This window comes from Bacillus sp. IS1, from assembly GCF_032461585.1.
Taxonomy (GTDB): Bacteria; Bacillota; Bacilli; order Bacillales; family Bacillaceae; genus Bacillus; species Bacillus velezensis.
The window spans coordinates 1,443,932-1,463,779 of the sequence record NZ_JAWCWR010000001.1 but is presented as its reverse complement, the minus strand read 5'-3'; the positions used below and the strand labels follow the sequence as shown (position 1 = coordinate 1,463,779).

The following is a 19,848-nucleotide window of genomic DNA, read 5'->3' as shown; positions in this document are numbered from 1 at the left end:
AAATTACACATTAAATGCAGGGGGAATTCAGGAAATGAAAAAAAACAAATGGATGCTTATGCTTCTGATGGCTGCTGTTATGATTGTTGCTGCAGCATGCGGAAATGCAAAGGAAAGCGGCAAGACAGACAGTCAATCTGCAAGTGAGGATAAAAAAGCATCAGGTTCTTTAACCATTTCTGGTTCATCAGCCATGCAGCCGTTAGTACTGGCAGCGGCGGAAAAGTTTATGGAAAAACATCCGGATGCTGATGTGCAGGTGCAAGCGGGGGGGTCAGGAACAGGTCTTTCGCAAGTGTCTGAAGGGGCAGTGCAAATCGGCAACTCAGATGTCTTTGCTGAAGAAAAAGAAGGCATTGATGCGAAAGCCCTAAAAGACCACCGAGTAGCGGTAGTGGCGATGGCGGCTGCGGTCAACCCCGGTGCGGGCGTAAAGGATATAACCAAAAAACAGCTGACAGACGTCTTTACAGGAAAAATTAAAAACTGGAAAGAGCTTGGCGGTAAAGATCAAAAAATTACACTCGTGAACCGTCCTGATTCATCAGGAACACGCGCTACGTTCGTCAAATACGCGCTTGACGGAGCAGATCCTGCTGAGGGCATTACAGAGGATTCCTCCAATACAGTTAAAAAAATCATTGCTGAAACGCCGGGAGCAATCGGTTATCTGGCATTCTCTTATATAAACGATGACAAAGTAACGCCTTTATCGATCGGAGGCATCAAACCGGAAGAGAAAAACGTCGTCACAGGCGAGTATCCGATTTGGGCTTACGAGCACTCTTATACGAAAGGAGAAGCGTCAGGCCTTACAAAAACGTTTCTTGACTATATGAACAGCGATGAAGTACAGAAAAGTATCGTAAAAGATCAAGGCTACATTCCGATCTCTGATATGAAAGTCACACGTGACGCAAACGGCAAGCAAAGCTGAGGGGAGGGCGGGCTCCCCGCCTCTTCTTCCTTATAGGAGTGTAAACAAATGATAAATCACAGAGAAAAAGAGACTGTAAGCGAACGCTTAATAAGCTCAAAACAAAACAGGCAATTGGATGAAGTCCGCGGAAGGGTGATTGTGTCTGTGTGTGCCGCGATTATCATTGCGGCATCAGCGGCGATCACAATTTTTCTCGGCATAAAGGGGCTGCAATCTTTTTTTGTAAATGGTGTAAGCCCGATTGAGTTCTTAACAAGTCTGAATTGGAATCCAACCCAGGCAAAACCTGAGTTCGGCGCGCTGCCTTTTATTTTCGGATCATTTGCGGTCACCGTTCTGTCCGCTCTGATCGCAGCGCCCCTCGGTATTGCGGGTGCCGTGTTTATGACGGAAATTGCGCCGACTTGGGGAAAAAAGGTGCTGCAGCCGGTAATTGAGCTGCTTGTCGGCATTCCGTCCGTCGTTTATGGATTCATAGGTCTTACAGTATTGGTTCCGTTTATCGGCTCTTTTAAATCAAGCGGAACGGGTCACAGCCTTCTGGCGGGGACGATCGTGCTCTCGGTAATGATTCTGCCGACTGTTACATCGATTTCCGCTGATGCGCTTGCGTCACTTCCGAAACACCTTCGCGACGGTTCATATGCGCTTGGTGCGACGAGGTGGCAGACAATCAGAAAGGTGCTTATCCCGGCGGCGTTTCCGACATTGCTGACCGCTGTCGTGCTCGGGATGGCAAGAGCGTTCGGAGAAGCACTCGCCGTACAGATGGTTATCGGAAATACAAAGCTTCTGCCGGAAAGCCTGCTTGATACGGCGGGAACATTAACGACGATTATTACGTTAAACATGGGCCATACCACATACGGCAGTATTGAAAATAATACGTTATGGTCTATGGGGCTCGTTCTTCTCATCATGTCGTTTCTGTTTATATTGCTCATACGCTACTTGTCATCTAGGAGGAAAGTGTAATGAACCGGAAAATAACGGATAAATTGGCCACCGGTGTATTCGGGTTATGCGCCGCTGTAATCGCGGCGATTTTGGCAGGATTGTTTTTGTACATTCTTATTCACGGCGTCTCTGAAATCTCCTTGCATTTTCTTACGTCAAAATCGAGCGCCATTGCGTCAGGCGGCGGAATACGGGATCAGCTTTTTAACTCCTTTTACATTCTGTTTATCACCATGCTGATCACGATACCGCTTGGTGTGGGGGGCGGCGTCTTTATGGCTGAATATGCGCCCCAAAATAAAATCACTGATTTTATCAGAACGTGTATTGAGGTGCTGTCTTCGCTTCCGTCCATTGTCATCGGGATGTTCGGCATGCTGATGTTTGTAAACCTGACCGGATGGGGCTACACGATTATCGGAGGCGCGCTCGCATTAACCGTCTTTAACCTTCCCGTTATGGTCCGGGTGACAGAAGGCGCGCTCACTGCAGTTCCTAAGGAGCTGAAAGAAGCTTCTCTCGCTTTAGGCGTATCGAGATGGCATACCGTCAAAACGGTGCTGATTCCGAGTGCGATTCCTTCGATTTTAACCGGAGCCATTCTCGCATCAGGAAGAGTATTCGGAGAAGCGGCCGCATTGTTATTTACAGCGGGACTGACAACGCCGCGGCTGAACTTTACGGATTTGAACCCGTTTTCTGAATCTTCTCCTTTCAACATTTTCAGGCCGGCTGAGACGCTGGCGGTTCATATATGGAGTGTCAATACGCAGGGAATCATCCCTGACGCCGAAGCGATTGCAAACGGCGGCTCGGCGGTGCTGGTGATTTCGGTGCTCTTGTTTAACCTTTGTGCAAGATGGCTCGGATCTGTCATTTATAAAAAGCTTACGGCAAATTAATCGGAAAGAGGCGAAAACATGATTGATCACATCATCAGGGAACATGCGGAACAGACAAAGTGTTCGCCGGAGTCTTCAATTTTGGAAGTGAAGCATTTATCAATTTATTACGGTGACAAACAAGCGGTTAAAGATGTAAACATGGATATTGAAAAACATGCGGTGACGGCTCTGATCGGTCCGTCCGGCTGCGGGAAATCAACATTTTTGAGACAGATTAACAGAATGAACGATGCCATTCCTTCGGCAAGAAGCGAGGGAGAGATCCTTTATGAAGGGCTGAATATTTTGGGAGAAGCGATTAATGTCGTGTCTCTCAGACGGGAGATCGGTATGGTGTTTCAAAAACCGAATCCGTTCCCGAAATCCATTTACAATAACATCACACATGCGCTGAAGTATGCGGGTGAACGCAGGAAAGCCGTTTTGGATGATGCGGTCGAGGAAAGCTTAACGAAGGCTGCGCTTTGGGATGAAGTCAAAGACCGGCTTCATTCATCGGCTCTTTCGTTATCAGGCGGCCAGCAGCAGCGCCTTTGCATCGCCCGTACGCTTGCGATGAAACCTGCCGTGCTTCTTTTAGATGAACCGGCTTCAGCTCTGGACCCTATTTCAAACGCCAGAATCGAGACGCTTTTGACAGAACTGAAAAAAGATTATTCGATTATTATCGTTACGCATAACATGCAGCAGGCGCTGAGGGTGTCTGACCGAACGGCTTTCTTTTTAAACGGGGAAGTGGTGGAATACGGGCAGACAGAACAAATTTTTACGAGTCCTAAAGCGCAAAAGACAGATGACTACATTAACGGAAAGTTCGGATAGGGGGAAGGACTGTGAGCCTTGTGAAGGAAGCGGTGCACACACAGAATTTATTTGATATTTACGGCATGAACGTATGGTACGGAGCCCATCAGGCTTTAAAAGACATTACGATCGGTTTTGAGGAGCGGAAGGTAACTGCGATCATCGGTCCGTCCGGCTGCGGGAAATCCACTTTTATTAAAACATTAAACTTAATGCTGCAAATGGCTCCGAATGTCAAAGTGACAGGCGACATGATCTATAACGGGTGCAATCTGCTGAAAGAAAAGACGGATGCGGCAGAAGTAAGAAAACAAATCGGTATGGTGTTTCAAAAAGGCAATCCGTTTCCGCAGTCAATATTTGAGAATGTCGTGTACGGTCCGAGAATTCACGGCGAAAAAAATAAAAAGAAACTGCTTGAAATCGCCGAGGAATCTTTAAAGGCAGCTGCGCTCTGGGATGAAGTGAAAGATCGCCTTCACCAGCAGGCGCTTTCACTGTCAGGCGGTCAGCAGCAGCGGCTGTGCATCGCAAGGGCGCTCGCCACCAAACCGGACGTCCTTCTGATGGATGAACCGACGTCCGCTCTCGACCCCGTATCCACGCGGAAAATAGAAGAGCTGATTTTGACATTGAAAGAAAAGTATACAATCGTCATTGTGACGCACAACATGCAGCAGGCTGCGAGGGTCTCTGATCAAACCGCGTTTTTCTATATGGGCGAACTGGTAGAGTGGGGGGATACGGACAAAATATTTTCTCAGCCGGATCATCAAAAAACACATGATTATATCACCGGAAAATTCGGATGAAAAAACGGGCCCGGCCATTGACCGGGTCCGTTTTATATTGCTTATTAAAAAAGCCTGCCGGCCGTATCCATCTGAATGGACGATGCCTGCAAGCTTTTTTAGCGGGTTAATGTTTTGACGATTTTTTTAAAGCTCATATCTGAGTCGACTTTGAAATGACCGGCGCGGATTTCTTTATGGTAGCCTGCGTCAATGACGTAATCATTAAAGTCCTTCGCTGAAGGAATAATCCCTTCTTTTTCAAGAATGGATGATACATCAGCAGTGCTCATTCCGTTTTTAATCGTCAGTTTGTATGTTACTTTTTTCTTTTTGTCGTCTGTGTTTTGGTCGTTGTTTAACGATTTTTCTTTAGAATCAAGAAGTTTTTGATAGTCATCCCGGTTGACGGAGACTTTTTGCTGATCGTCGAGGTAGCTGTTTACTTCTTTTTCTGTCAATGCTGTTTTTTCGGTTTTAACGGCGGCTGCCTGGTCATGGTCAGTCAAATAGAAGACAGCGGCAAGAACGGCCGTCGCTAAAATCATGCCTGCTGCAAAAGCCTGAATGCCCCGTTTTGTCATACGAGCACCTTCTCATTATCTTTAATAATGGTATTGACGTCCTCGACAGACACGTGCTCCGCTTTTGCGATGGCTTCCGCAGACATTCCGTTGTTATATTTTGAAATGATTTGTTTGGCGATTTTTTGGTTAATGCCGCTGCTTTTGGCTTTGCGGATCACGAGGTTGGTTTCCAGCAATTCTTCTTCAAGCACCGTCATTTTCTTTTTCAACTTGTAAATTTCCTGCATGGCGGAAAGCTGAAGCGTTTCAAGCTCCTGTTCCACGTCTTTCATCGGATCTCTTTGAGAATATGAGAATGCAATAAGCGCTATACTGACGATAAACAACGCAATAATAGCAATTTCCACGTTTCATCACCTTCTATTATTAATTTGCCCTTCTTTTTTATACCATAAAACGCCGCCATTCTAAAGGAAATAGAGAAAAAAACGGAATTTTGTCGGGAAATCTTTTTTATTCGGGGAGCAAACGGTTATTTCTCTATAGATTTCGTATCAGAAAGTCCTTTTTTGTCCTGTTTCGTCATATTTTCCCTTCATCTGACGCAGGCTCATTCAGAGGATCAGAAGCGTAAACTGATGTTTTCTGCACTTAAACAACATTTCATGTAAATCACTCTAGCATTCCGTCCATTATAGTGGTATTATATATAAGTCTGAATAAGTAAATGATATTTAGTTTGGAGGGAAAATAATGCGCGTTAATATTACTTTGGCTTGCACTGAATGTGGTGAGCGTAACTATATTTCTAAAAAGAACAAACGCAACAATCCGGACCGCGTTGAATTTAAAAAATATTGCCCACGTGATAAAAAATCTACGTTACACCGTGAAACAAAATAAGCTGTTTAAAACAGCGGAAAAAGCTGGAGCTTTCAATAAAGTTCTGGCTTTTTTGTCTTTCAGGGAGGTTTGAGAAACGTGAAAGCACAAATCAGAACCGATATAAAAGCAAAGCTTTCTGACATGACAGAAAGTGAATGGGAGAAAAAATGCCGCAGCATGCGTGAAACGCTGTTTTCTTTAAAAGAATGGAAACAGGCCCGCGTGATCGCCGTTACCATCTCGACACGCCTGGAAATTCCGACACGGCCGATTATTGAACAGGCCTGGAAAGAGAAAAAACAAGTCTGTATCCCAAAATGCTTTCCGCAGACGGGAGCGATGGAGTTCCGTACATTTTCTGCGTATGATCAGCTGGAAACCGTATATGCGGGCCTCAGTGAACCGATCGAGAGCCTGACGGAAAAAGCCGCCCAAAAAGACATTGACCTTGTGATTGTGCCCGGCGTGGCTTTTGACCGGGAAGGCTTCAGAATCGGATACGGCGGAGGATATTATGATCGGTACCTCTCCGGTTATAAAGGCCGTACCGTGTCGCTTCTCTTTGACTGCCAGCTGACAGACCGCATTCCCCGCATGCCCCACGATATTCCGGTCGATATGATCGTGACTGAATCTGAAACCATCGCTTAATCGCATAAAAAACTTCTTGCACCGGAATAATTCTCGCTGTTTGACAAACGATAGGGGCAGGAGGGATAAGATGAAAAAATTGTTGATCTACTCATTATGCGCCGTATCTGTTTTAGCCGTTTACCAAAACCGCTACCGTCTGATGAACAGCGTGCTCAGCCAGCCGGGGATCAGACGGTCATTCATTCATTTCTTTTTAAAAATACCGTTTATCAGAAACAAATTCATTCAGCAGGCATTTTAAACAAATCCCGTTTTTCAGCGGGATTTTTTGCATAAGAAAACCTGCCGGTAAAAAACGGCAGGTTTTCTCGTATTGTCAGCTTTTTTTCAGGAAACCGAGCAGAATTGAGATCATAGGAGAAATGTACAGGAAAAAGGTAAACGGCAGGTAGTCGATGACGGAAACCCCTAATGCGCTTGCCATAAAAGCGCCGCTTACTCCCCAGGGAATCAGCGGGTTGATCAATGTTCCGCCGTCCTCAAGCGACCGCGCAAGGTGAATCCGCTTAATGCTGAGCTTGTCATATAAAGGTTTATAAGATTGACCCGGAATTAAGATCGACAAATACTGCTCACCTGTCGCAAGGTTTACGCCTATACTTGAGAAGACGGTCGCCATGACAAGACGTCCTTTCGTATGCACGCCTTTTATCAATCCTTGAAGCAGCGCCGCGATCAGGCCCGTTTTTTCCATCAGGCCGCCGAGCGCAAAGGCGATCATGATCAGAGAGACTGATCCCATCATCGATTGGAGCCCGCCTCTGTTGATAATGCTGGCCACAGCCTGGTCGCCGGTTTTAAACTCCGTCCCGCTTTGCAGGGCGGATATAAATCCTTGAATGCTGCTGTCAGGAATAAAAACAGCAGTCAGAAGCCCTGCGGAAATAATACCGGCGGTAAGCACCGGAATCACGGAAACCCGTCTCACAGCTAAAATGATCACCAACAGAGGTGAAAGAAGCGACCAAGGCGTAACGTGCACGGCCTCTTTCATTCCGGAAATGACCGCCTCAATATTTTGCGTTGAAGCGGCATTTATTGAAACCGATGAACCGAGAATATAAAAAAGAACAATCGTGATCAGCAGTGCCGGAACGGTAGTGCCCATCATATGGCGAATATGCTTAAAAATCGGAATTTCGCCAATTCCGGCGGCAAAATTTGTCGTGTCGGACATCGGTGACATTTTATCACCGAAACAAGCCCCGCAAATGACTGCTCCCGCCGTCCATTCGAGCGGAACTCCCGCCGCGCTTGCTACCCCTAACAGCGCGACGCCGATTGTACTGACAGTTGTCAGACTTGAGCCGACAAGCGTGCTGATAATCATGCAGGAAAATAATGCGGTCAAAAGCAGCTGACTCGGCTGTATAATTGACAAAGCGTAAACAGTGACGGTGGGAATGGCGCCGCTGTACATCCAGGCGCCGATCAGTACACCGATCAAAGCCAGCACGATAATCGGCTGCACACCGTTTTTCAATCCGCTGACAATTCCTTTTTCAAGACTGTCCCACGAGAAACCGAGCCACAAACCTGCCAGAGACAGAATAATGACGCAAAAGAACAGCGGCATATGCGGCTCTGTATGAAAGAAAAACAGGCAGGAAATAATGACTGCTAACATCAAGACAAATAAACTGATGGCTGAGATGAACGTCAGCCTTTTTTCTTGTTTCAAAACAACACCCCATCAAACTTTAATCCTTTTGTGCTTTTGGGCACGAAAGTATTGTAACAGAAAAACGCATAAATGAGTGTTTTTTTACAATTTTGAATATACAATTTATGAAAATAATACAAGGATATTTTCTCCAATCGTTTTTTGCTTGACGCCCGGATCAGTGATGAAATACGCTTATACTAAGAAGAATAGAAATGGTGAAGAAGATGAATTCATTTTATGACGTGCAGCAGCTGTTTAAGTCATTCGGACATATCGTTTATTTCGGTGACAGACAAGCCGAAATTGACTTTATGAAAGATGAATTAAAGGAAATGTACTTGTCAAACGTGATTGAAAGAGAATTATGGCAAAAAGCCGCCGGAGTTCTTCAGAGAGAATCGGAGCGGATCAAAGGCAGATAACACAGCAGGATTTTAATAAGAAAAGGAGATTATTATGGAAGATACATGGTTTGCGGGGATTGATCTTGGCGGAACAACCATCAAGCTGGCCTTCATCAACATGTACGGTGAAATTCAGCATAAATGGGAAGTTCCGACCGATAAATCAGGAAACACAATTACGGTCACGATCGCCAAAGCGCTTGACCAGAAGCTGGAAGAACTGAACAAGCCGAAACGGATCGTAAAATGGATCGGAATGGGAGCGCCCGGACCCGTGGAAATGGCGACGGGAATGGTCTATGAGACGACAAATATGGGGTGGAAAAACTATCCGCTGAAAGACCATCTCGAGGCGGAAACGGGTATTCCGGCCGTCATTGAAAACGATGCCAATATCGCGGCGCTCGGAGAAATGTGGAAGGGTGCAGGTGACGGGGCCAAAGATGTCATTTTAGTGACGCTCGGAACCGGAGTCGGCGGAGGCATCATCGTCAACGGAGAAATCGTTCACGGTAAAAACGGGGCCGGCGGAGAAATCGGTCATATTTGCAGTATTCCGGAAGGAGGAGCTCCGTGCAACTGCGGAAAATCCGGCTGCATCGAAACGATTGCGTCCGCAACAGGCATCGTCCGCATCGCGAAAGAAAAGCTTGCGGCGGTTTCCGACTCTTCGCTCTTACAAGTGGATGATCTGACGGCACGTGACGTGTTCGAAGCGGCTAAACAGCAGGATAAGACAGCGCTTGAAGTCGTCGATTATGTCGCAAAACATTTAGGCCTCGTGCTCGGAAATCTGGCAAGCGCCATGAACCCGACGAAAATCGTGCTCGGCGGAGGGGTCTCTAAAGCGGGTGAAATCCTGCGGTCAAAAGTGGAAGAGACCTTCAAAATCACCGCGTTCCCGCGTTCTGCGGAAGCGGCCGATATTTCGATTGCGGCACTTGGAAATGACGCCGGAGTCATCGGCGGGGCGTGGATTGCCAAAAATGAATGGCTCAAACATCAAAACTGCTGAAGAAAGTCTGCCTGCCCATATCGCGGGCGGCTTTCTTTTTTTATCTCCCCTGTCATATAGTTTTTAAAAAAGGGGGATGAACATGGCGGGAATTCGTGTCAAACCTGAATTGAAACAGCATATGAAAGATATCGCAAAGGTGCTTTCAATTGATGAAAAACTGTTGAAAGCCGCTGATAAAACGGCGGAAAACGATGAATTGTTTTGTCCCGGCTTTGCCGTGAGCGGGCAGTCAGAGGGTCCGCCGCTTGAGACGCTGAGCGGGCTTTCGCGATACATCCGGCGCTGTGAAAGGATTCTTTCCGCTGATCAATGGGTGAAGGAAGAAAAGGTGTACGGCTCCGAATCGGTTTATGAAGAAATTGAGAAAATAACGGATGTCTTTCCGTTTGTCACGTGCCGTAAAATCGCCAGTTCCGTATTGGGAAAGCCGCTTTATGAGCTGAAAATAGGTGCGGATACGGCCGAAAGAAAAGTCCATGTAAACGCCTCATTTCATGCCAATGAATGGATCACCACCTCGGTCGCGCTTAAATGGTGTAAAGAATATTGCGCGGCATTATGCGAAAATAAAACCGTTTTCGGGCACTCTGCGCTTGATATATTCAGCCTGACATCATTGTCATTCGTTCCGCTCGTAAATCCCGACGGTGTTGATCTCGTACTTTACGGATGTGAAGATTTATCAGAAAAAAATGAATTTCTTAATCAATTAAATGAGCACCGCCCGGATTTCCGCGAATGGAAGGCGAATATAAACGGTGTGGATTTAAATAAACATTTCCCATCTAATTGGGATATTGAACAGAGGCGCAAACCGAAAGCCCCTTCATACCGTGATTTTCCGGGGACGGCGCCGCTCACTGAACCGGAGGCGCAGGCGATGCACCGGCTGATAACGGAGCAGCCGCCTGACAGGCTGATCGCGCTTCATACGCAGGGAGAAGAGATTTATTGGGGATACGAAGGATGTGAACCGGAGCAATCATCCCGGATGATTCGGGAGTTTGAAGCGATAAGCGGAAACCGCTATCAAGGCGTTAAAACCATTGACAGCCATGCCGGTTTTAGGGATTGGTTTATACAGCAGTATGGAAAAGAGGGCTATACCATTGAGCTCGGGAAGGGAAAAAACCCTTTGCCTTTTCATCAGTTTGCTGATATTTATCAAGCGACGGAAGGTATTTTGTGGAGGTCGCTTGTTTTTTGAGACATCTGTGAAATTTCTCATTTGTTTACATAAACAAATATGGGACAATAGAAAAGAATGGAGGGAAGGCTGGTGAGATACTTGGTTTGTGTTCTGCTGTCCGCATTCGTTCTGTGTTTAGCGGCCTGTGAACCATCTCATCAGCAGCAAGACACAGGCGTTTCGGCAAAATCGGCAGAACAGAAAATCGTTCCGCTCAGTAAAAAGGAAGCGGAGAAAACGGAAGGATGGCTGGATAACAGAACGATTCTGTATACAGCACATCATCAGCTGATGAAATATGATCTTTTCAGCGGAAAATCCGAACGGCTCTATGAAACAAAGGGCCATATTGTCAATGTAAAGATCAGCCGGAAAAAACAGCTGATTCTCGTACAGGTGACAAGCAGCGGTCAGACTGAGCTTGTGCTTATGAACAAGCAGGGGAAAAGACTTTATCACAAAGCCTTTAACTCTTATGAGCTGGAGACGGCTTGGAATCCGTATGACCCGTATCAAATGATGATTACCGTTTTTACTGAAACATGGGACTTCACAGCCTATACGGCCGATATGAACAACGGCATTTTAAAAAAGAGTCCCGTTCAGGCCCCTTTTGTCCATTGGACCTCCACTGATGAATTCCAATATATTAAGCAAGGAAAAACGGAGGAAGAGGGTCCTTTATATTCTTATGACTTGCAGACAAAAAAAGAAAAAAGAGTGCTTCATCACGTCATCTGGGCCGATTCCCGCCCGGGCATGACGATTGCCGTCAGACAAACGGATCAATCGGACGGAGACGGCGAGTTCCTTTTCCAAAAGCCGGCATCCGTGACACACCGATTTCCTCTCCAAGAAAAGTATAAGAGCTTTGCGCCAATGGAATATGATTACGATCAGACACACAAGCGGTTTTACATATTTAAGCCTGAAGGCCGCTCTTACAATCTGATCAGCTTTGACTTAGGAGACGAACGGGAGCGGACGGTGCTCAAAAACACGGAAATGGAGCCGATTCAGATCTCTCCGAACGGGGAATACGCTTTATACGGCTTTACGTATGACCGTCTGATTTCACTGAAAACAGGCATGACAGAACCAATCATAACAAATGAAAAAGGAGTTTGAACCAAATGGCAATTGCAGATGTGACAATCATTCCGATCGGAACAAAAACACCGAGCGTCAGTGAGTATGTAGCGGATGTGCAAAACATTTTGGAGGGTTACAAAGCTGCCGGCAAAATCAAATTTCAGCTCACGCCGATGAACACGTTGATTGAAGGTGAGCTGAGCGACTTATTCGCAGTCATTCAGGACATTCACGAAGCCCCGTTTCAAAAAGGGCTGCACAGAGTGGCGACAAATATCCGCATTGATGACAGACGTGATAAAGAAACGACGCTGGAGAGCAAAATCAAAAGTGTCAGCAAACATTTGCAGCAATAAAAAATAAGCCTGTATCCATTGGATACAGGCTTTTAATGTGCAGTCGGATAGCCGCTGGTTACAACGGTCATAACGGTAAACCAGCCAAACACGCCCAGCGTGGCGGCGGCTAACAAAAATCCCAGGATATTTCTCTGTCTGACAGCCCGCAGGACTCCTAATACAGCTAATAATGCGACAAGGCCGAAGATTACAACAAGTAACATGATGCTCCTCCTTTGTCATTGGAACCTGAAAATCTTTCCATTTCATTTTAACCGTTTTCATTTTGTTTGTCGATAGCGTTTTCCCGGCCGCATTCATTGAATCTTCCGCAGAAAACCTTCATAATAAGGGCATATACATAAAGAGGTGATGAAAGTGAAATGGAGACGAATGCCGGCCGGTCCGATTCAGGCAAACGCGTATTTTCTTGTCAGTGAGGATCAGTCCTGTCTTATTTTTGATCCGGGCGGGGAAGCGGACAAAATCAACAATTACATAAAAGAAAACAATCTGAAGCCGCTGGCCATCTTACTGACGCACGCTCATTTTGACCATATCGGCGCGCTTGACGAAGTAAGAGACAGATGGGATGTTCCCGTATATCTTCACAAAAATGAAGAAAAGTGGCTGGAGGACTCTTCCTTAAACGGATCAGGCATATTGCGGGGCATCGCCGTAACGGCACGGCCCGCCGAACGGCTGATTGAAGGCGACGGCATATTGGACATCGGGCCTTTCCATTTGGAGACATTGTTTACGCCGGGACATTCACCGGGAAGCGTTTCTTATTATGTGAAGGACGCGGATCTGGTGATTTCAGGTGATGTGCTCTTTCAGGGAGGCATCGGCCGCACTGATTTACACGGCGGAAGTCAGAACGTATTGCTTGATTCCATTCATCAAAAACTGCTCACGCTTCCCGGACATACACTTGTATTAAGCGGACACGGGCCGGAAACGGATATCCAGACAGAGCAGGAGCGAAACCCGTTTATCAATGGTTTTTCACTGTAAATGAAAAAAGACAGACCATAATCGGTCTGTCTTTTTCTGTCAGTGGGTTCCGCCGCCCGGTGTCATAATAAAAATTGAGTAATATGTAAATCCGGCGAAAAATACGGTTAAGTAAGCTCCGAAAATATAAATATACATCCGCTCAGTCAGATTCAAATAAGAAAGAAATACGAAAAAGATCGTCTGTCCAAAAAACAAAAGAGAAGCGTCTTTCATGCCCCCTAAAAAAAACATGACTGCAAATATCCCCGTCCAAAATCCTAACACCCGGAACATGCGATTCATTCCTTATCCCCTCCCGAGAGTCTATCTGAAGTTTATTATAATAGATCGGCACTCGAAATGTAAACATTTTCATGATTATATTTATTGTGGAATTTATGTCTTTCCCTGTGTTTTATATCTTATGCCGCTCTCTGAAAAAGATCCGAAAATTTTTTTGAAATATGTTTAATGAAAAAAAGTTCAGGGTACTTATGTTAACAAAGAGACGGATTATCCGAGGGAGGAATTTTTAAAAATGAAAGAACTTATTTTTTATTCATACCCGAGCTGCACATCATGCCGAAAAACGAAACATTGGTTAAAAGCCCACAATGTTGACTTTCAAGAGCGCCATCTATTCAGGGAGACACCGACAATTGATGAATTGAAGCAGATCTTATCATTAACGACTGAAGGAATTGATGAAATATTGGCGACGAGAAGCCAAACATTTAAAAACCTCAACCTGAACATTGAAGAAATGACTGTAAATGAAGTGCTGAAGCTTTTGACTGAGAAGCCGAAACTGCTGCGGCGTCCGATTCTGATCGATCGCAATAAGCTCGTTATCGGATACAATCCGGGAGAACTGATGAAGCTGACGAAGAAAAAAACGGTACATCAATCTGTATCATAAGAGAAAAACGAAGATCCGCTGATCAAAATTTATCAGCTAATCTTCGTTTTTTGCGGTTGCGGGACTGGGCTAGCTGGATTCGAACCAACGATCACGGAGTCAAAGTCCATTGCCTTACCGCTTGGCTATAGCCCATCGGATGTAATTACAGTATGTGCGTCCGGCGCCGATTTATACATACAAAGGAATTTGAATGGAGGAGACCCGTGAAACATTTGAACGAAACATTATCTCGAACCTTAATTGAAGAATCAGGTGAAATCACACGCCAGTGGCTGCTCATACCAAAATCGGGGCGGCCTTCAGATGATCAGAAAGCGGAAATGCAGCACCGTCTGTTAATTGAAATCGTTGCCGGCATTCTATCGGAAAAAGACGGCGGGGAAGAGGAGCTGACAAAATGGGCGCTTCAGTTCGCAAGGGACCGGGCCGTCCATGAAGTACCGGTCTATGAAAGCGTCACGAGCTTTAAAGAATTCCGGAGATTAGTCTGGAACCGCATACAGACATGCTGTGAAAAAATGTCTGAGAAGCCTGGGGCGAATGCGGTATTCTATTGGGGAGAGAAGCTGAACAAAGCAATTGACCATATGATTGAAGTATTTACAGAGGAATATTATAAAGTGACGGTTACACAATTAAACGCCCAAAAAGAAATGATTAACGAACTAAGCGCGCCGATTATGCCGATTGCCGACGGTATTGGAATTTTGCCGCTCGTCGGCGAAATTGACACCTACCGGGCAAAAATGATTTTGGAATCGGTGCTTGATCAATGTTCTTCACTCCGGCTTTCTTATTTATTTTTAGATATATCAGGTGTGCCGATTGTGGATACAATGGTCGCTTATCAGATTTTTAAAGTGATTGACAGCACAAAACTTCTTGGCATAGAAACGACAATCTCAGGCATCAGGCCGGAAATCGCGCAGACCGTCGTGAAGCTCGGCATTGATTTTTCTCAGGTGAAAACGGAGCAGAGTCTGGCGAAAGCGCTGGCAAAAAACGGATTTATCGTAAAAGAATCATTAAGATGATAAAAAGCTGAATGGCCGGGAGGGATTTCTCCCTCAGCTATTCAGCTTTGTCAGCTTCAATCGTAATGATATGATGGCTGTCGATTTCTTTTACCGTAAATGTGTAGCCTTCAAAATCTATGGTGCTCCCGGGCTTCGCGTCAATATGCTGAGTAAGAAACCAGCCCCCGAGTGTATCGACTTGATCAGCCGTAATCTCTGTTCCGAGTACATCATTGACGTCACTGATCAGCAATTTGGCGTTCAGGAGATAGCGGTTCTTCCCAAGCTTTTGAACGGAAGGTGTTTCGTCCGTATCAAATTCGTCGCGGATTTCGCCGACGATCTCTTCAATGATATCTTCCGCCGTTACTAATCCCGCAGTTCCGCCGTACTCATCAATGAGAATGGCCATATGGGCGTGTTCCCGCTGCATTTTAACGAATAATTGATAAATCGGAATCGTCTCAATCACGTGGATCGCCGGCTGGATGTAAGGGCTGAGTTCGTGTTTTGTAAACGCCGCTCCTTCTGACAGGAATCTGAATAAAACTTCTTTTATATTGATGATGCCGACTACATGATCTTTATCTCCTTTTACTACGGGATACCGGGTATATTTATTTGTTTTGATAATGTCCCGGAGCATATGTCCCGATCCGCTGTCTAACGGCAGGCTCACCATTTCATTCCGGGGCACCATAATTTCTTTGGCAGTGCGCTTATCAAATGTAAAAATGTTATTTACGTAATGGAGCTCGCTTTTTTTAATCATGCCGCTTCGATAGCTTTCGGCAAGGAGCACCCGCAATTCCTCTTCCGTATAAGCCATTTCATGTTCGGAAGCAGGCTTCAAGCCGAACATTGCTGTAATCAGGCGGGCGGAATGATTGAGCAGCCAGATGAACGGAAACATTAACTTATAAAACAAAATCATCGGTCTGGCAGACAAAAGTGTAATCCGCTCGGCTTTTTGGATAGCAAAACTTTTCGGGGCGAGTTCGCCGATGACGACATTCACATATGTAACCAGCAGAAAGGCGATGATCAATGACAGGACTTGGGCAACCGCTTCGTGAACTCCGGTCTTTAAAAATAACGGCTGAAGCATTGCTTTGACTGTCGGTTCACCCAGCCAGCCGATTCCCAAAGCGGTGACGGTGATACCCAATTGGCACGCCGATAAATATTCATCAAGGTGTGTAATGACATGCTTGGCTGCTTTTGCTCCTTTTACATTTTCCTCAATGAGCTGATTAATGCGGGAGCGCCTTGCTTTAACGATTGAAAACTCTATGGCGACAAAACACGCCGTTAATAAAATAAATAGTACGATGGCAGATAGTTTGATGATATACAATGTAACGCCTTCCGCGAAGGAAGGCTTGCACCTCCCTTTTTTCGGAATAATACCACTGTAGAAGGCTGCTCAAACATCGAACCTGGTTTAGCCTGCTTCATTTACGGTAATAAAACAAGAAAGCGATACTGGAGGATGACAAGAGATGAAGGTACATTCGGGTGCGGACTGGCTGTGGTACCAGCTCGGTCCGCATGAAAAAACAGAAGCGAAAAAAATGATCCATCACAATCACTGGCCGCAATGCGAAAAGTGGTTTGAACATGAAAATCATATAAACTTTCTGCGCTCAGATACAAATGATCAGAATAATGAAGCGGTTTTCGGTTCTTTAATCTATCATCAAGGATTAGATGATGAAAAAAACCATACCGTATTTCACTTTTATATTACGAGAGACTTCTTTTTTACAATTAATTTTGATTTTTCGCTGCTGCGCGGTGTAAAAGAAAAGCATGCCACACAGCAGATTCAAACCTGTGAAAATCCGATTGAAGGCTTTTTCGTTTTACTGGGAGAGCTGATGAATTCCTATCTGATCGGACTGGATGAATTTGAAGTCAAGCAGCGGACGCTGAAATGGCAGATTCATGATGACAACAGCAAAGGAATCTTGGAAAATGTGCATAAACTGCGCCATGAGCTGTTCATTTGGAAAGGTCTTACACTGGGGGCTAAAAAAGTAGAAATGGCTTTAAAAGAAGCTTTTCTTCCGAAAAATGACAGGCAGAAAGATTACCTCAGAGCTCATCAAAAGATGGAAAGAGGAATTACATATATCAATGAGTTTGATCAGGAATTGAGCAATCTGCTGCACGCCGAGGAAGTCATTACCTCCCAAAGAGGAAATGAAATTGTGAAAGCCTTGACGATCTTTACAACACTCTTTACACCGATGACGGCGCTTGGAGCTCTCTGGGGGATGAACTTTGATAACATGCCGGAGCTTCATTGGAAATATGCGTATATCTGTTCCATCGTGCTCATTATTGTATCAACCCTGCTGATTTATATTTATCTGCGGCACAAAGGCTGGACAGGGGACATTTTGAGGGAGCATCAAAAAAAATATTTGCGGAAAGAAAAGAAACGCTAAGAAGAGCAGGCATTCGCCTGCTTTTTTTGATGGCTGAAAATGGCCGAATGGTTCCGGATTTCATTCGGTAAATCAATGTCAGGGGGCTTGTTTTTTATTTTTTTGCGTTTTACACAGTGTAAAACGCATAATCTCTCCTTTGCCGGCTTTTATGTATCTGATTTACAATACGTGCGGAAGGAGGGAAGTCTTGTGAAAAATATTGAAACATACAGCAGGAACATCATAAACGAGGCCTATACGGCAAGGGCTTCAGATATACACATTGTGCCGAGAGAAAGGGATGCTTTCATTCATTTTCGCATCGGCCATGCTCTTGTGAAAAAAAGAGTCTTAAAAAAAGAGGAATGTGTAAGGCTTATTTCTCATTTCAAGTTTTTATCGGCCATGGATATAGGAGAAAGACGAAAGCCGCAAAACGGGTCATTGTCTCTGCCGCTTCCGACAGAAACCGTTCATTTGAGAATGTCAACCTTGCCGACAATGAATGATGAAAGTCTTGTCATCAGGCTTTTGCCTAAGCAGCAGATTCCCCCTCTGGATAAACTGTCCTTATTTCGGGGGGCAGGCGCCGCATTATTGTCCTTTCTGAAGCATTCGCACGGCCTGCTTCTGTTTACCGGCCCGACCGGATCTGGAAAAACGACCACTCTTTACTCGCTTGTCAACTATGCAAAACGGCATTTCAACCGGCGGATTGTCACGCTTGAAGACCCCGTAGAAACAAGAGATGAGGATGTGCTGCAAGTTCAGGTGAATGAAAAAGCCGGAGTCACATATTCCGCCGGTTTAAAAGCGATTTTAAGACATGATCCCGATATGATCATCTTAGGGGAAATCAGGGATGCCGAGACGGCTGAAATCGCAGTCCGCGCCGCCATGACGGGACACCTCGTTCTTTCAAGCCTGCATACAAGAGATGCTAAGGGCGCCATATACAGGCTGCTGGAGTTTGGCGTGAACATGACAGAAATTGAACAAACCGTCATTGCTATTGCCGCTCAGCGTCTGGTTGATTTAACATGTCCGTTCTGCAAAGAGGAAAACTGTTCCGTGTACTGCCGGATGTACAGGCAGACACGCCGTGCGGGCATTTATGAACTGCTCTACGGGAAAAACCTCACCCAATGCTTTCAGGAAGCAAAGGGAGAGCACGCCAATTTTCAATATCAGACGCTCCGCAGGCTGATCAGAAAAGGAATCGCTCTCGGCTATGTCACGACCGACAATTACGATCGGTGGGTGTATCATGAAGCGGATTAAACGAACCTGGCCGTTGAAGGATCAAGCGGCTTTTTTGAAAAGGCTCGGTGAAATGACGGAAAAAGGATACAGTCTGATTGAAGGGCTCAGACTGCTGAAACTCCAGCTGCATAAACGTCAGCTTGCAGAGCTGACGGACGGAATCCGACGGCTGAGGGAAGGTGATGCGTTTTACCAAGTGCTTGAGGCACTGTCTTTTCACAAAGAAGCCGTCTCTATCTGCTATTTCGCGGAGAAACACGGGGAATTGCCGGGGGCGATGAAACAAAGCGGCGAATTATTACAGAGAAAGCTCATGCAGACGAATCAAATCAAAAAAATGCTCCGGTATCCGATGTTTTTAATTTCTTCCGTCTGTGTCATGTTTTATATCCTGCAAAGTTTAATCATTCCGCAGTTTTCTGGGATTTATCAATCAATGAATATGAATACCTCCGGTGCGACTGCTTTCATCTTTGCATTTTTTCGGCATTTTCATGAAGCCTGCGCACTGGCGCTGTCCGCCGCTTTCTGCTTGTTTTTGTACGTTTGGTTCTTATGTAAGAAAAAATCCCCGCAAGATAAAATGCTGATTGTTGTGAAAATACCACTATTAGGAAAAGCGGCCGTTCTTTTTAACAGCTACTTTTTCTCTTTACAGCTCAGCAGTCTTCTGAAATCCGGCCTTTCTATCTATGACAGCTTAACAGTTTTTAAAGAACAATCTTTTCTGCCTTTTTATCGTGAAGAAGCAGAGATGCTCATTACACGTCTGAAAGCCGGAGAAACCATAGAATCCGCTCTTTCCGGGCATCCGTGTTATGAAAAAGACCTTGCGGCTGCAGTCAGCCACGGACAGGCAAACGGCCGGCTTCACCGCGAACTTTATACGTACAGCCAGTTTATGATGGAGCGTCTTGAACAAAACGCGGCGAAGTATACCGGCATTCTCCAGCCTGTCATTTACGGTGTTGTGGCCGGTATGATTTTAATTGTCTACATGTCAATGCTGATGCCGATGTACCAGATGATGAACCAAATGTAAG

At 45.5% G+C, this 19,848-nt stretch carries 25 protein-coding genes and 1 tRNA gene; 19 read left to right on the top strand and 7 right to left on the bottom strand.

Features of this window, described 5'->3' with window-relative positions; translation table 11 throughout:
- Nucleotides 1-34: 34 nt before the first annotated feature.
- Genes RUW00_RS07020 through pstB (RUW00_RS07000) form a run of 5 tightly spaced genes read left to right on the top strand, consistent with a single transcriptional unit; the run spans nt 35 to nt 4,418 of the window.
- Nucleotides 35-937, top strand: a complete 903-nt coding sequence (locus RUW00_RS07020) for a phosphate ABC transporter substrate-binding protein (RefSeq protein ID WP_007408304.1) — start codon at nt 35-37, stop codon at nt 935-937.
- A gap of 48 nt (nt 938-985) precedes the next feature.
- Nucleotides 986-1,915 (top strand): phosphate ABC transporter permease subunit PstC, encoded by a 930-nt coding sequence (gene pstC / locus RUW00_RS07015; RefSeq protein ID WP_014418391.1) that lies wholly within the window; start codon nt 986-988, stop codon nt 1,913-1,915.
- Nucleotides 1,915-2,799 (top strand): phosphate ABC transporter permease PstA, encoded by an 885-nt coding sequence (pstA, locus tag RUW00_RS07010; RefSeq protein ID WP_007408306.1) that lies wholly within the window; start codon nt 1,915-1,917, stop codon nt 2,797-2,799. Before pstC ends, pstA begins: the two co-directional genes overlap by 1 nt.
- An 18-nt stretch (nt 2,800-2,817) precedes the next feature.
- On the top strand, nt 2,818-3,624 hold the full coding sequence (gene pstB / locus RUW00_RS07005) for a phosphate ABC transporter ATP-binding protein PstB (protein WP_095272408.1): 807 nt from the start codon (nt 2,818-2,820) through the stop codon (nt 3,622-3,624).
- 11 nt (nt 3,625-3,635) lie between these two features.
- A complete protein-coding gene (gene pstB, locus RUW00_RS07000; RefSeq protein WP_095272405.1) occupies nt 3,636-4,418 on the top strand; it encodes a phosphate ABC transporter ATP-binding protein PstB in 783 nt (260 codons plus the stop codon).
- Between the two features lie 98 nt (nt 4,419-4,516).
- Here the strand turns inward: pstB (RUW00_RS07000) and RUW00_RS06995 are convergent, their stop codons facing one another.
- Both RUW00_RS06995 and RUW00_RS06990 read right to left on the bottom strand, forming a co-directional pair.
- Complete coding sequence (locus tag RUW00_RS06995) at nt 4,517-4,981, bottom strand: endolytic transglycosylase MltG (RefSeq protein WP_022552954.1); 465 nt, start codon at nt 4,979-4,981, stop codon at nt 4,517-4,519.
- Entirely contained in the window at nt 4,978-5,331 is a 354-nt protein-coding gene (locus tag RUW00_RS06990) for a hypothetical protein (protein ID WP_003153047.1), read from the bottom strand. The genes RUW00_RS06995 and RUW00_RS06990 overlap by 4 nt, the downstream gene beginning before the upstream one ends.
- Nucleotides 5,332-5,677: 346 nt before the next feature.
- On the opposite strand from RUW00_RS06990, the gene rpmG reads away from it, so the two are divergent.
- The 3 genes from rpmG to RUW00_RS06975 all read left to right on the top strand — a co-directional run bounded on the left by rpmG (nt 5,678) and on the right by RUW00_RS06975 (nt 6,704).
- Nucleotides 5,678-5,827 (top strand): 50S ribosomal protein L33, encoded by a 150-nt coding sequence (rpmG, locus tag RUW00_RS06985; protein WP_003153056.1) that lies wholly within the window; start codon nt 5,678-5,680, stop codon nt 5,825-5,827.
- Nucleotides 5,828-5,905: 78 nt separating this feature from the next.
- A complete protein-coding gene (locus RUW00_RS06980) occupies nt 5,906-6,460 on the top strand; it encodes a 5-formyltetrahydrofolate cyclo-ligase (protein WP_017418150.1) in 555 nt (184 codons plus the stop codon).
- A 70-nt stretch (nt 6,461-6,530) separates the two neighbouring features.
- The gene (locus tag RUW00_RS06975) at nt 6,531-6,704 is read left to right on the top strand and encodes a hypothetical protein (RefSeq protein ID WP_007408311.1); all 174 of its coding nucleotides are present in this window, start codon (nt 6,531-6,533) and stop codon (nt 6,702-6,704) included.
- Nucleotides 6,705-6,779: 75 nt separating this feature from the next.
- On the opposite strand, the gene nhaC is transcribed toward RUW00_RS06975, so the two are convergent.
- Nucleotides 6,780-8,144 carry a Na+/H+ antiporter NhaC gene (nhaC, locus tag RUW00_RS06970; protein ID WP_076983733.1) on the bottom strand — a complete coding sequence of 455 codons (1,365 nt, stop codon included), beginning with the start codon at nt 8,142-8,144 and terminating at the stop codon, nt 6,780-6,782.
- Between the two features lie 197 nt (nt 8,145-8,341).
- Between nhaC and RUW00_RS06965 the strand changes: the two genes are divergently transcribed.
- From RUW00_RS06965 to RUW00_RS06945, 5 genes are all read left to right on the top strand, one after another.
- The gene (locus RUW00_RS06965) at nt 8,342-8,551 is read left to right on the top strand and encodes a YqgQ family protein (RefSeq protein ID WP_007408313.1); all 210 of its coding nucleotides are present in this window, start codon (nt 8,342-8,344) and stop codon (nt 8,549-8,551) included.
- Between the two features lie 34 nt (nt 8,552-8,585).
- A complete protein-coding gene (gene glcK / locus RUW00_RS06960) occupies nt 8,586-9,548 on the top strand; it encodes a glucose kinase GlcK (RefSeq protein WP_014418385.1) in 963 nt (320 codons plus the stop codon).
- Nucleotides 9,549-9,630: 82 nt separating this feature from the next.
- Nucleotides 9,631-10,758 (top strand): M14 family metallopeptidase, encoded by a 1,128-nt coding sequence (locus tag RUW00_RS06955; protein WP_095272401.1) that lies wholly within the window; start codon nt 9,631-9,633, stop codon nt 10,756-10,758.
- 72 nt (nt 10,759-10,830) lie between these two features.
- On the top strand, nt 10,831-11,868 hold the full coding sequence (locus tag RUW00_RS06950; protein ID WP_017418146.1) for a YqgU-like beta propeller domain-containing protein: 1,038 nt from the start codon (nt 10,831-10,833) through the stop codon (nt 11,866-11,868).
- 5 nt (nt 11,869-11,873) lie between these two features.
- Nucleotides 11,874-12,188 (top strand): MTH1187 family thiamine-binding protein, encoded by a 315-nt coding sequence (locus RUW00_RS06945; protein WP_003153073.1) that lies wholly within the window; start codon nt 11,874-11,876, stop codon nt 12,186-12,188.
- Nucleotides 12,189-12,220: 32 nt separating this feature from the next.
- Here the strand turns inward: RUW00_RS06945 and RUW00_RS06940 are convergent, their stop codons facing one another.
- Nucleotides 12,221-12,394: a DUF2759 domain-containing protein gene (locus RUW00_RS06940; protein WP_003153076.1), complete on the bottom strand. Its 174-nt coding sequence runs from the start codon at nt 12,392-12,394 to the stop codon at nt 12,221-12,223.
- A 154-nt stretch (nt 12,395-12,548) separates the two neighbouring features.
- Here RUW00_RS06940 and RUW00_RS06935 point away from each other — a divergent pair, with 154 nt between their 5' ends.
- Nucleotides 12,549-13,187 carry an MBL fold metallo-hydrolase gene (locus tag RUW00_RS06935; protein WP_017418145.1) on the top strand — a complete coding sequence of 213 codons (639 nt, stop codon included), beginning with the start codon at nt 12,549-12,551 and terminating at the stop codon, nt 13,185-13,187.
- A 39-nt stretch (nt 13,188-13,226) separates the two neighbouring features.
- Here RUW00_RS06935 and RUW00_RS06930 read toward each other — a convergent pair whose 3' ends face one another.
- Nucleotides 13,227-13,472 (bottom strand): DUF2626 domain-containing protein, encoded by a 246-nt coding sequence (locus RUW00_RS06930; RefSeq protein WP_003153078.1) that lies wholly within the window; start codon nt 13,470-13,472, stop codon nt 13,227-13,229.
- A 235-nt stretch (nt 13,473-13,707) separates the two neighbouring features.
- Between RUW00_RS06930 and RUW00_RS06925 the strand changes: the two genes are divergently transcribed.
- Nucleotides 13,708-14,088, top strand: a complete 381-nt coding sequence (locus tag RUW00_RS06925; protein WP_003153079.1) for a Spx/MgsR family RNA polymerase-binding regulatory protein — start codon at nt 13,708-13,710, stop codon at nt 14,086-14,088.
- 64 nt (nt 14,089-14,152) lie between these two features.
- On the opposite strand, the gene RUW00_RS06920 is transcribed toward RUW00_RS06925, so the two are convergent.
- Nucleotides 14,153-14,223, bottom strand: a tRNA-Gln gene (locus RUW00_RS06920).
- A 71-nt stretch (nt 14,224-14,294) separates the two neighbouring features.
- Here RUW00_RS06920 and RUW00_RS06915 point away from each other — a divergent pair.
- The gene (locus RUW00_RS06915) at nt 14,295-15,125 is read left to right on the top strand and encodes an STAS domain-containing protein (RefSeq protein ID WP_021494316.1); all 831 of its coding nucleotides are present in this window, start codon (nt 14,295-14,297) and stop codon (nt 15,123-15,125) included.
- Nucleotides 15,126-15,162: 37 nt separating this feature from the next.
- On the opposite strand, the gene RUW00_RS06910 is transcribed toward RUW00_RS06915, so the two are convergent.
- Nucleotides 15,163-16,464 carry a hemolysin family protein gene (locus RUW00_RS06910; RefSeq protein ID WP_029973873.1) on the bottom strand — a complete coding sequence of 434 codons (1,302 nt, stop codon included), beginning with the start codon at nt 16,462-16,464 and terminating at the stop codon, nt 15,163-15,165.
- Between the two features lie 145 nt (nt 16,465-16,609).
- Here RUW00_RS06910 and RUW00_RS06905 point away from each other — a divergent pair, with 145 nt between their 5' ends.
- The 3 genes from RUW00_RS06905 to comGB all read left to right on the top strand — a co-directional run bounded on the left by RUW00_RS06905 (nt 16,610) and on the right by comGB (nt 19,847).
- Nucleotides 16,610-17,560 carry a magnesium transporter CorA family protein gene (locus RUW00_RS06905; protein WP_014418379.1) on the top strand — a complete coding sequence of 317 codons (951 nt, stop codon included), beginning with the start codon at nt 16,610-16,612 and terminating at the stop codon, nt 17,558-17,560.
- Between the two features lie 192 nt (nt 17,561-17,752).
- Complete coding sequence (gene comGA / locus RUW00_RS06900) at nt 17,753-18,823, top strand: competence type IV pilus ATPase ComGA (protein ID WP_014418378.1); 1,071 nt, start codon at nt 17,753-17,755, stop codon at nt 18,821-18,823.
- The gene (gene comGB, locus RUW00_RS06895) at nt 18,810-19,847 is read left to right on the top strand and encodes a competence type IV pilus assembly protein ComGB (protein WP_280145314.1); all 1,038 of its coding nucleotides are present in this window, start codon (nt 18,810-18,812) and stop codon (nt 19,845-19,847) included. The genes comGA and comGB overlap by 14 nt, the downstream gene beginning before the upstream one ends.
- The last annotated feature ends 1 nt before the right edge of the window (nt 19,848 follow it).

Excerpts from the sequence above, each read along its gene's own strand:
- glcK (WP_014418385.1), top strand. The coding sequence starts at position 8,586 with ATGGAAGATACATGGTTTGCGGGGATTGATCTTGGCGGAACAACCATC.
- RUW00_RS06965 (WP_007408313.1), top strand. The coding sequence starts at position 8,342 with ATGGTGAAGAAGATGAATTCATTTTATGACGTGCAGCAGCTGTTTAAG.
- RUW00_RS06940 (WP_003153076.1), bottom strand. The coding sequence starts at position 12,394 with ATGTTACTTGTTGTAATCTTCGGCCTTGTCGCATTATTAGCTGTATTA.
- pstC (WP_014418391.1), top strand. The coding sequence starts at position 986 with ATGATAAATCACAGAGAAAAAGAGACTGTAAGCGAACGCTTAATAAGC.
- RUW00_RS06995 (WP_022552954.1), bottom strand. The coding sequence starts at position 4,981 with ATGACAAAACGGGGCATTCAGGCTTTTGCAGCAGGCATGATTTTAGCG.
- RUW00_RS06975 (WP_007408311.1), top strand. The coding sequence starts at position 6,531 with ATGAAAAAATTGTTGATCTACTCATTATGCGCCGTATCTGTTTTAGCC.
- pstA (WP_007408306.1), top strand. The coding sequence starts at position 1,915 with ATGAACCGGAAAATAACGGATAAATTGGCCACCGGTGTATTCGGGTTA.
- RUW00_RS06945 (WP_003153073.1), top strand. The coding sequence starts at position 11,874 with ATGGCAATTGCAGATGTGACAATCATTCCGATCGGAACAAAAACACCG.
- RUW00_RS06930 (WP_003153078.1), bottom strand. The coding sequence starts at position 13,472 with ATGAATCGCATGTTCCGGGTGTTAGGATTTTGGACGGGGATATTTGCA.
- rpmG (WP_003153056.1), top strand. The coding sequence starts at position 5,678 with ATGCGCGTTAATATTACTTTGGCTTGCACTGAATGTGGTGAGCGTAAC.
- RUW00_RS06955 (WP_095272401.1), top strand. The coding sequence starts at position 9,631 with ATGGCGGGAATTCGTGTCAAACCTGAATTGAAACAGCATATGAAAGAT.
- comGB (WP_280145314.1), top strand. The coding sequence starts at position 18,810 with ATGAAGCGGATTAAACGAACCTGGCCGTTGAAGGATCAAGCGGCTTTT.
- RUW00_RS06925 (WP_003153079.1), top strand. The coding sequence starts at position 13,708 with ATGAAAGAACTTATTTTTTATTCATACCCGAGCTGCACATCATGCCGA.
- RUW00_RS07020 (WP_007408304.1), top strand. The coding sequence starts at position 35 with ATGAAAAAAAACAAATGGATGCTTATGCTTCTGATGGCTGCTGTTATG.
- pstB (WP_095272408.1), top strand. The coding sequence starts at position 2,818 with ATGATTGATCACATCATCAGGGAACATGCGGAACAGACAAAGTGTTCG.
- RUW00_RS06905 (WP_014418379.1), top strand. The coding sequence starts at position 16,610 with ATGAAGGTACATTCGGGTGCGGACTGGCTGTGGTACCAGCTCGGTCCG.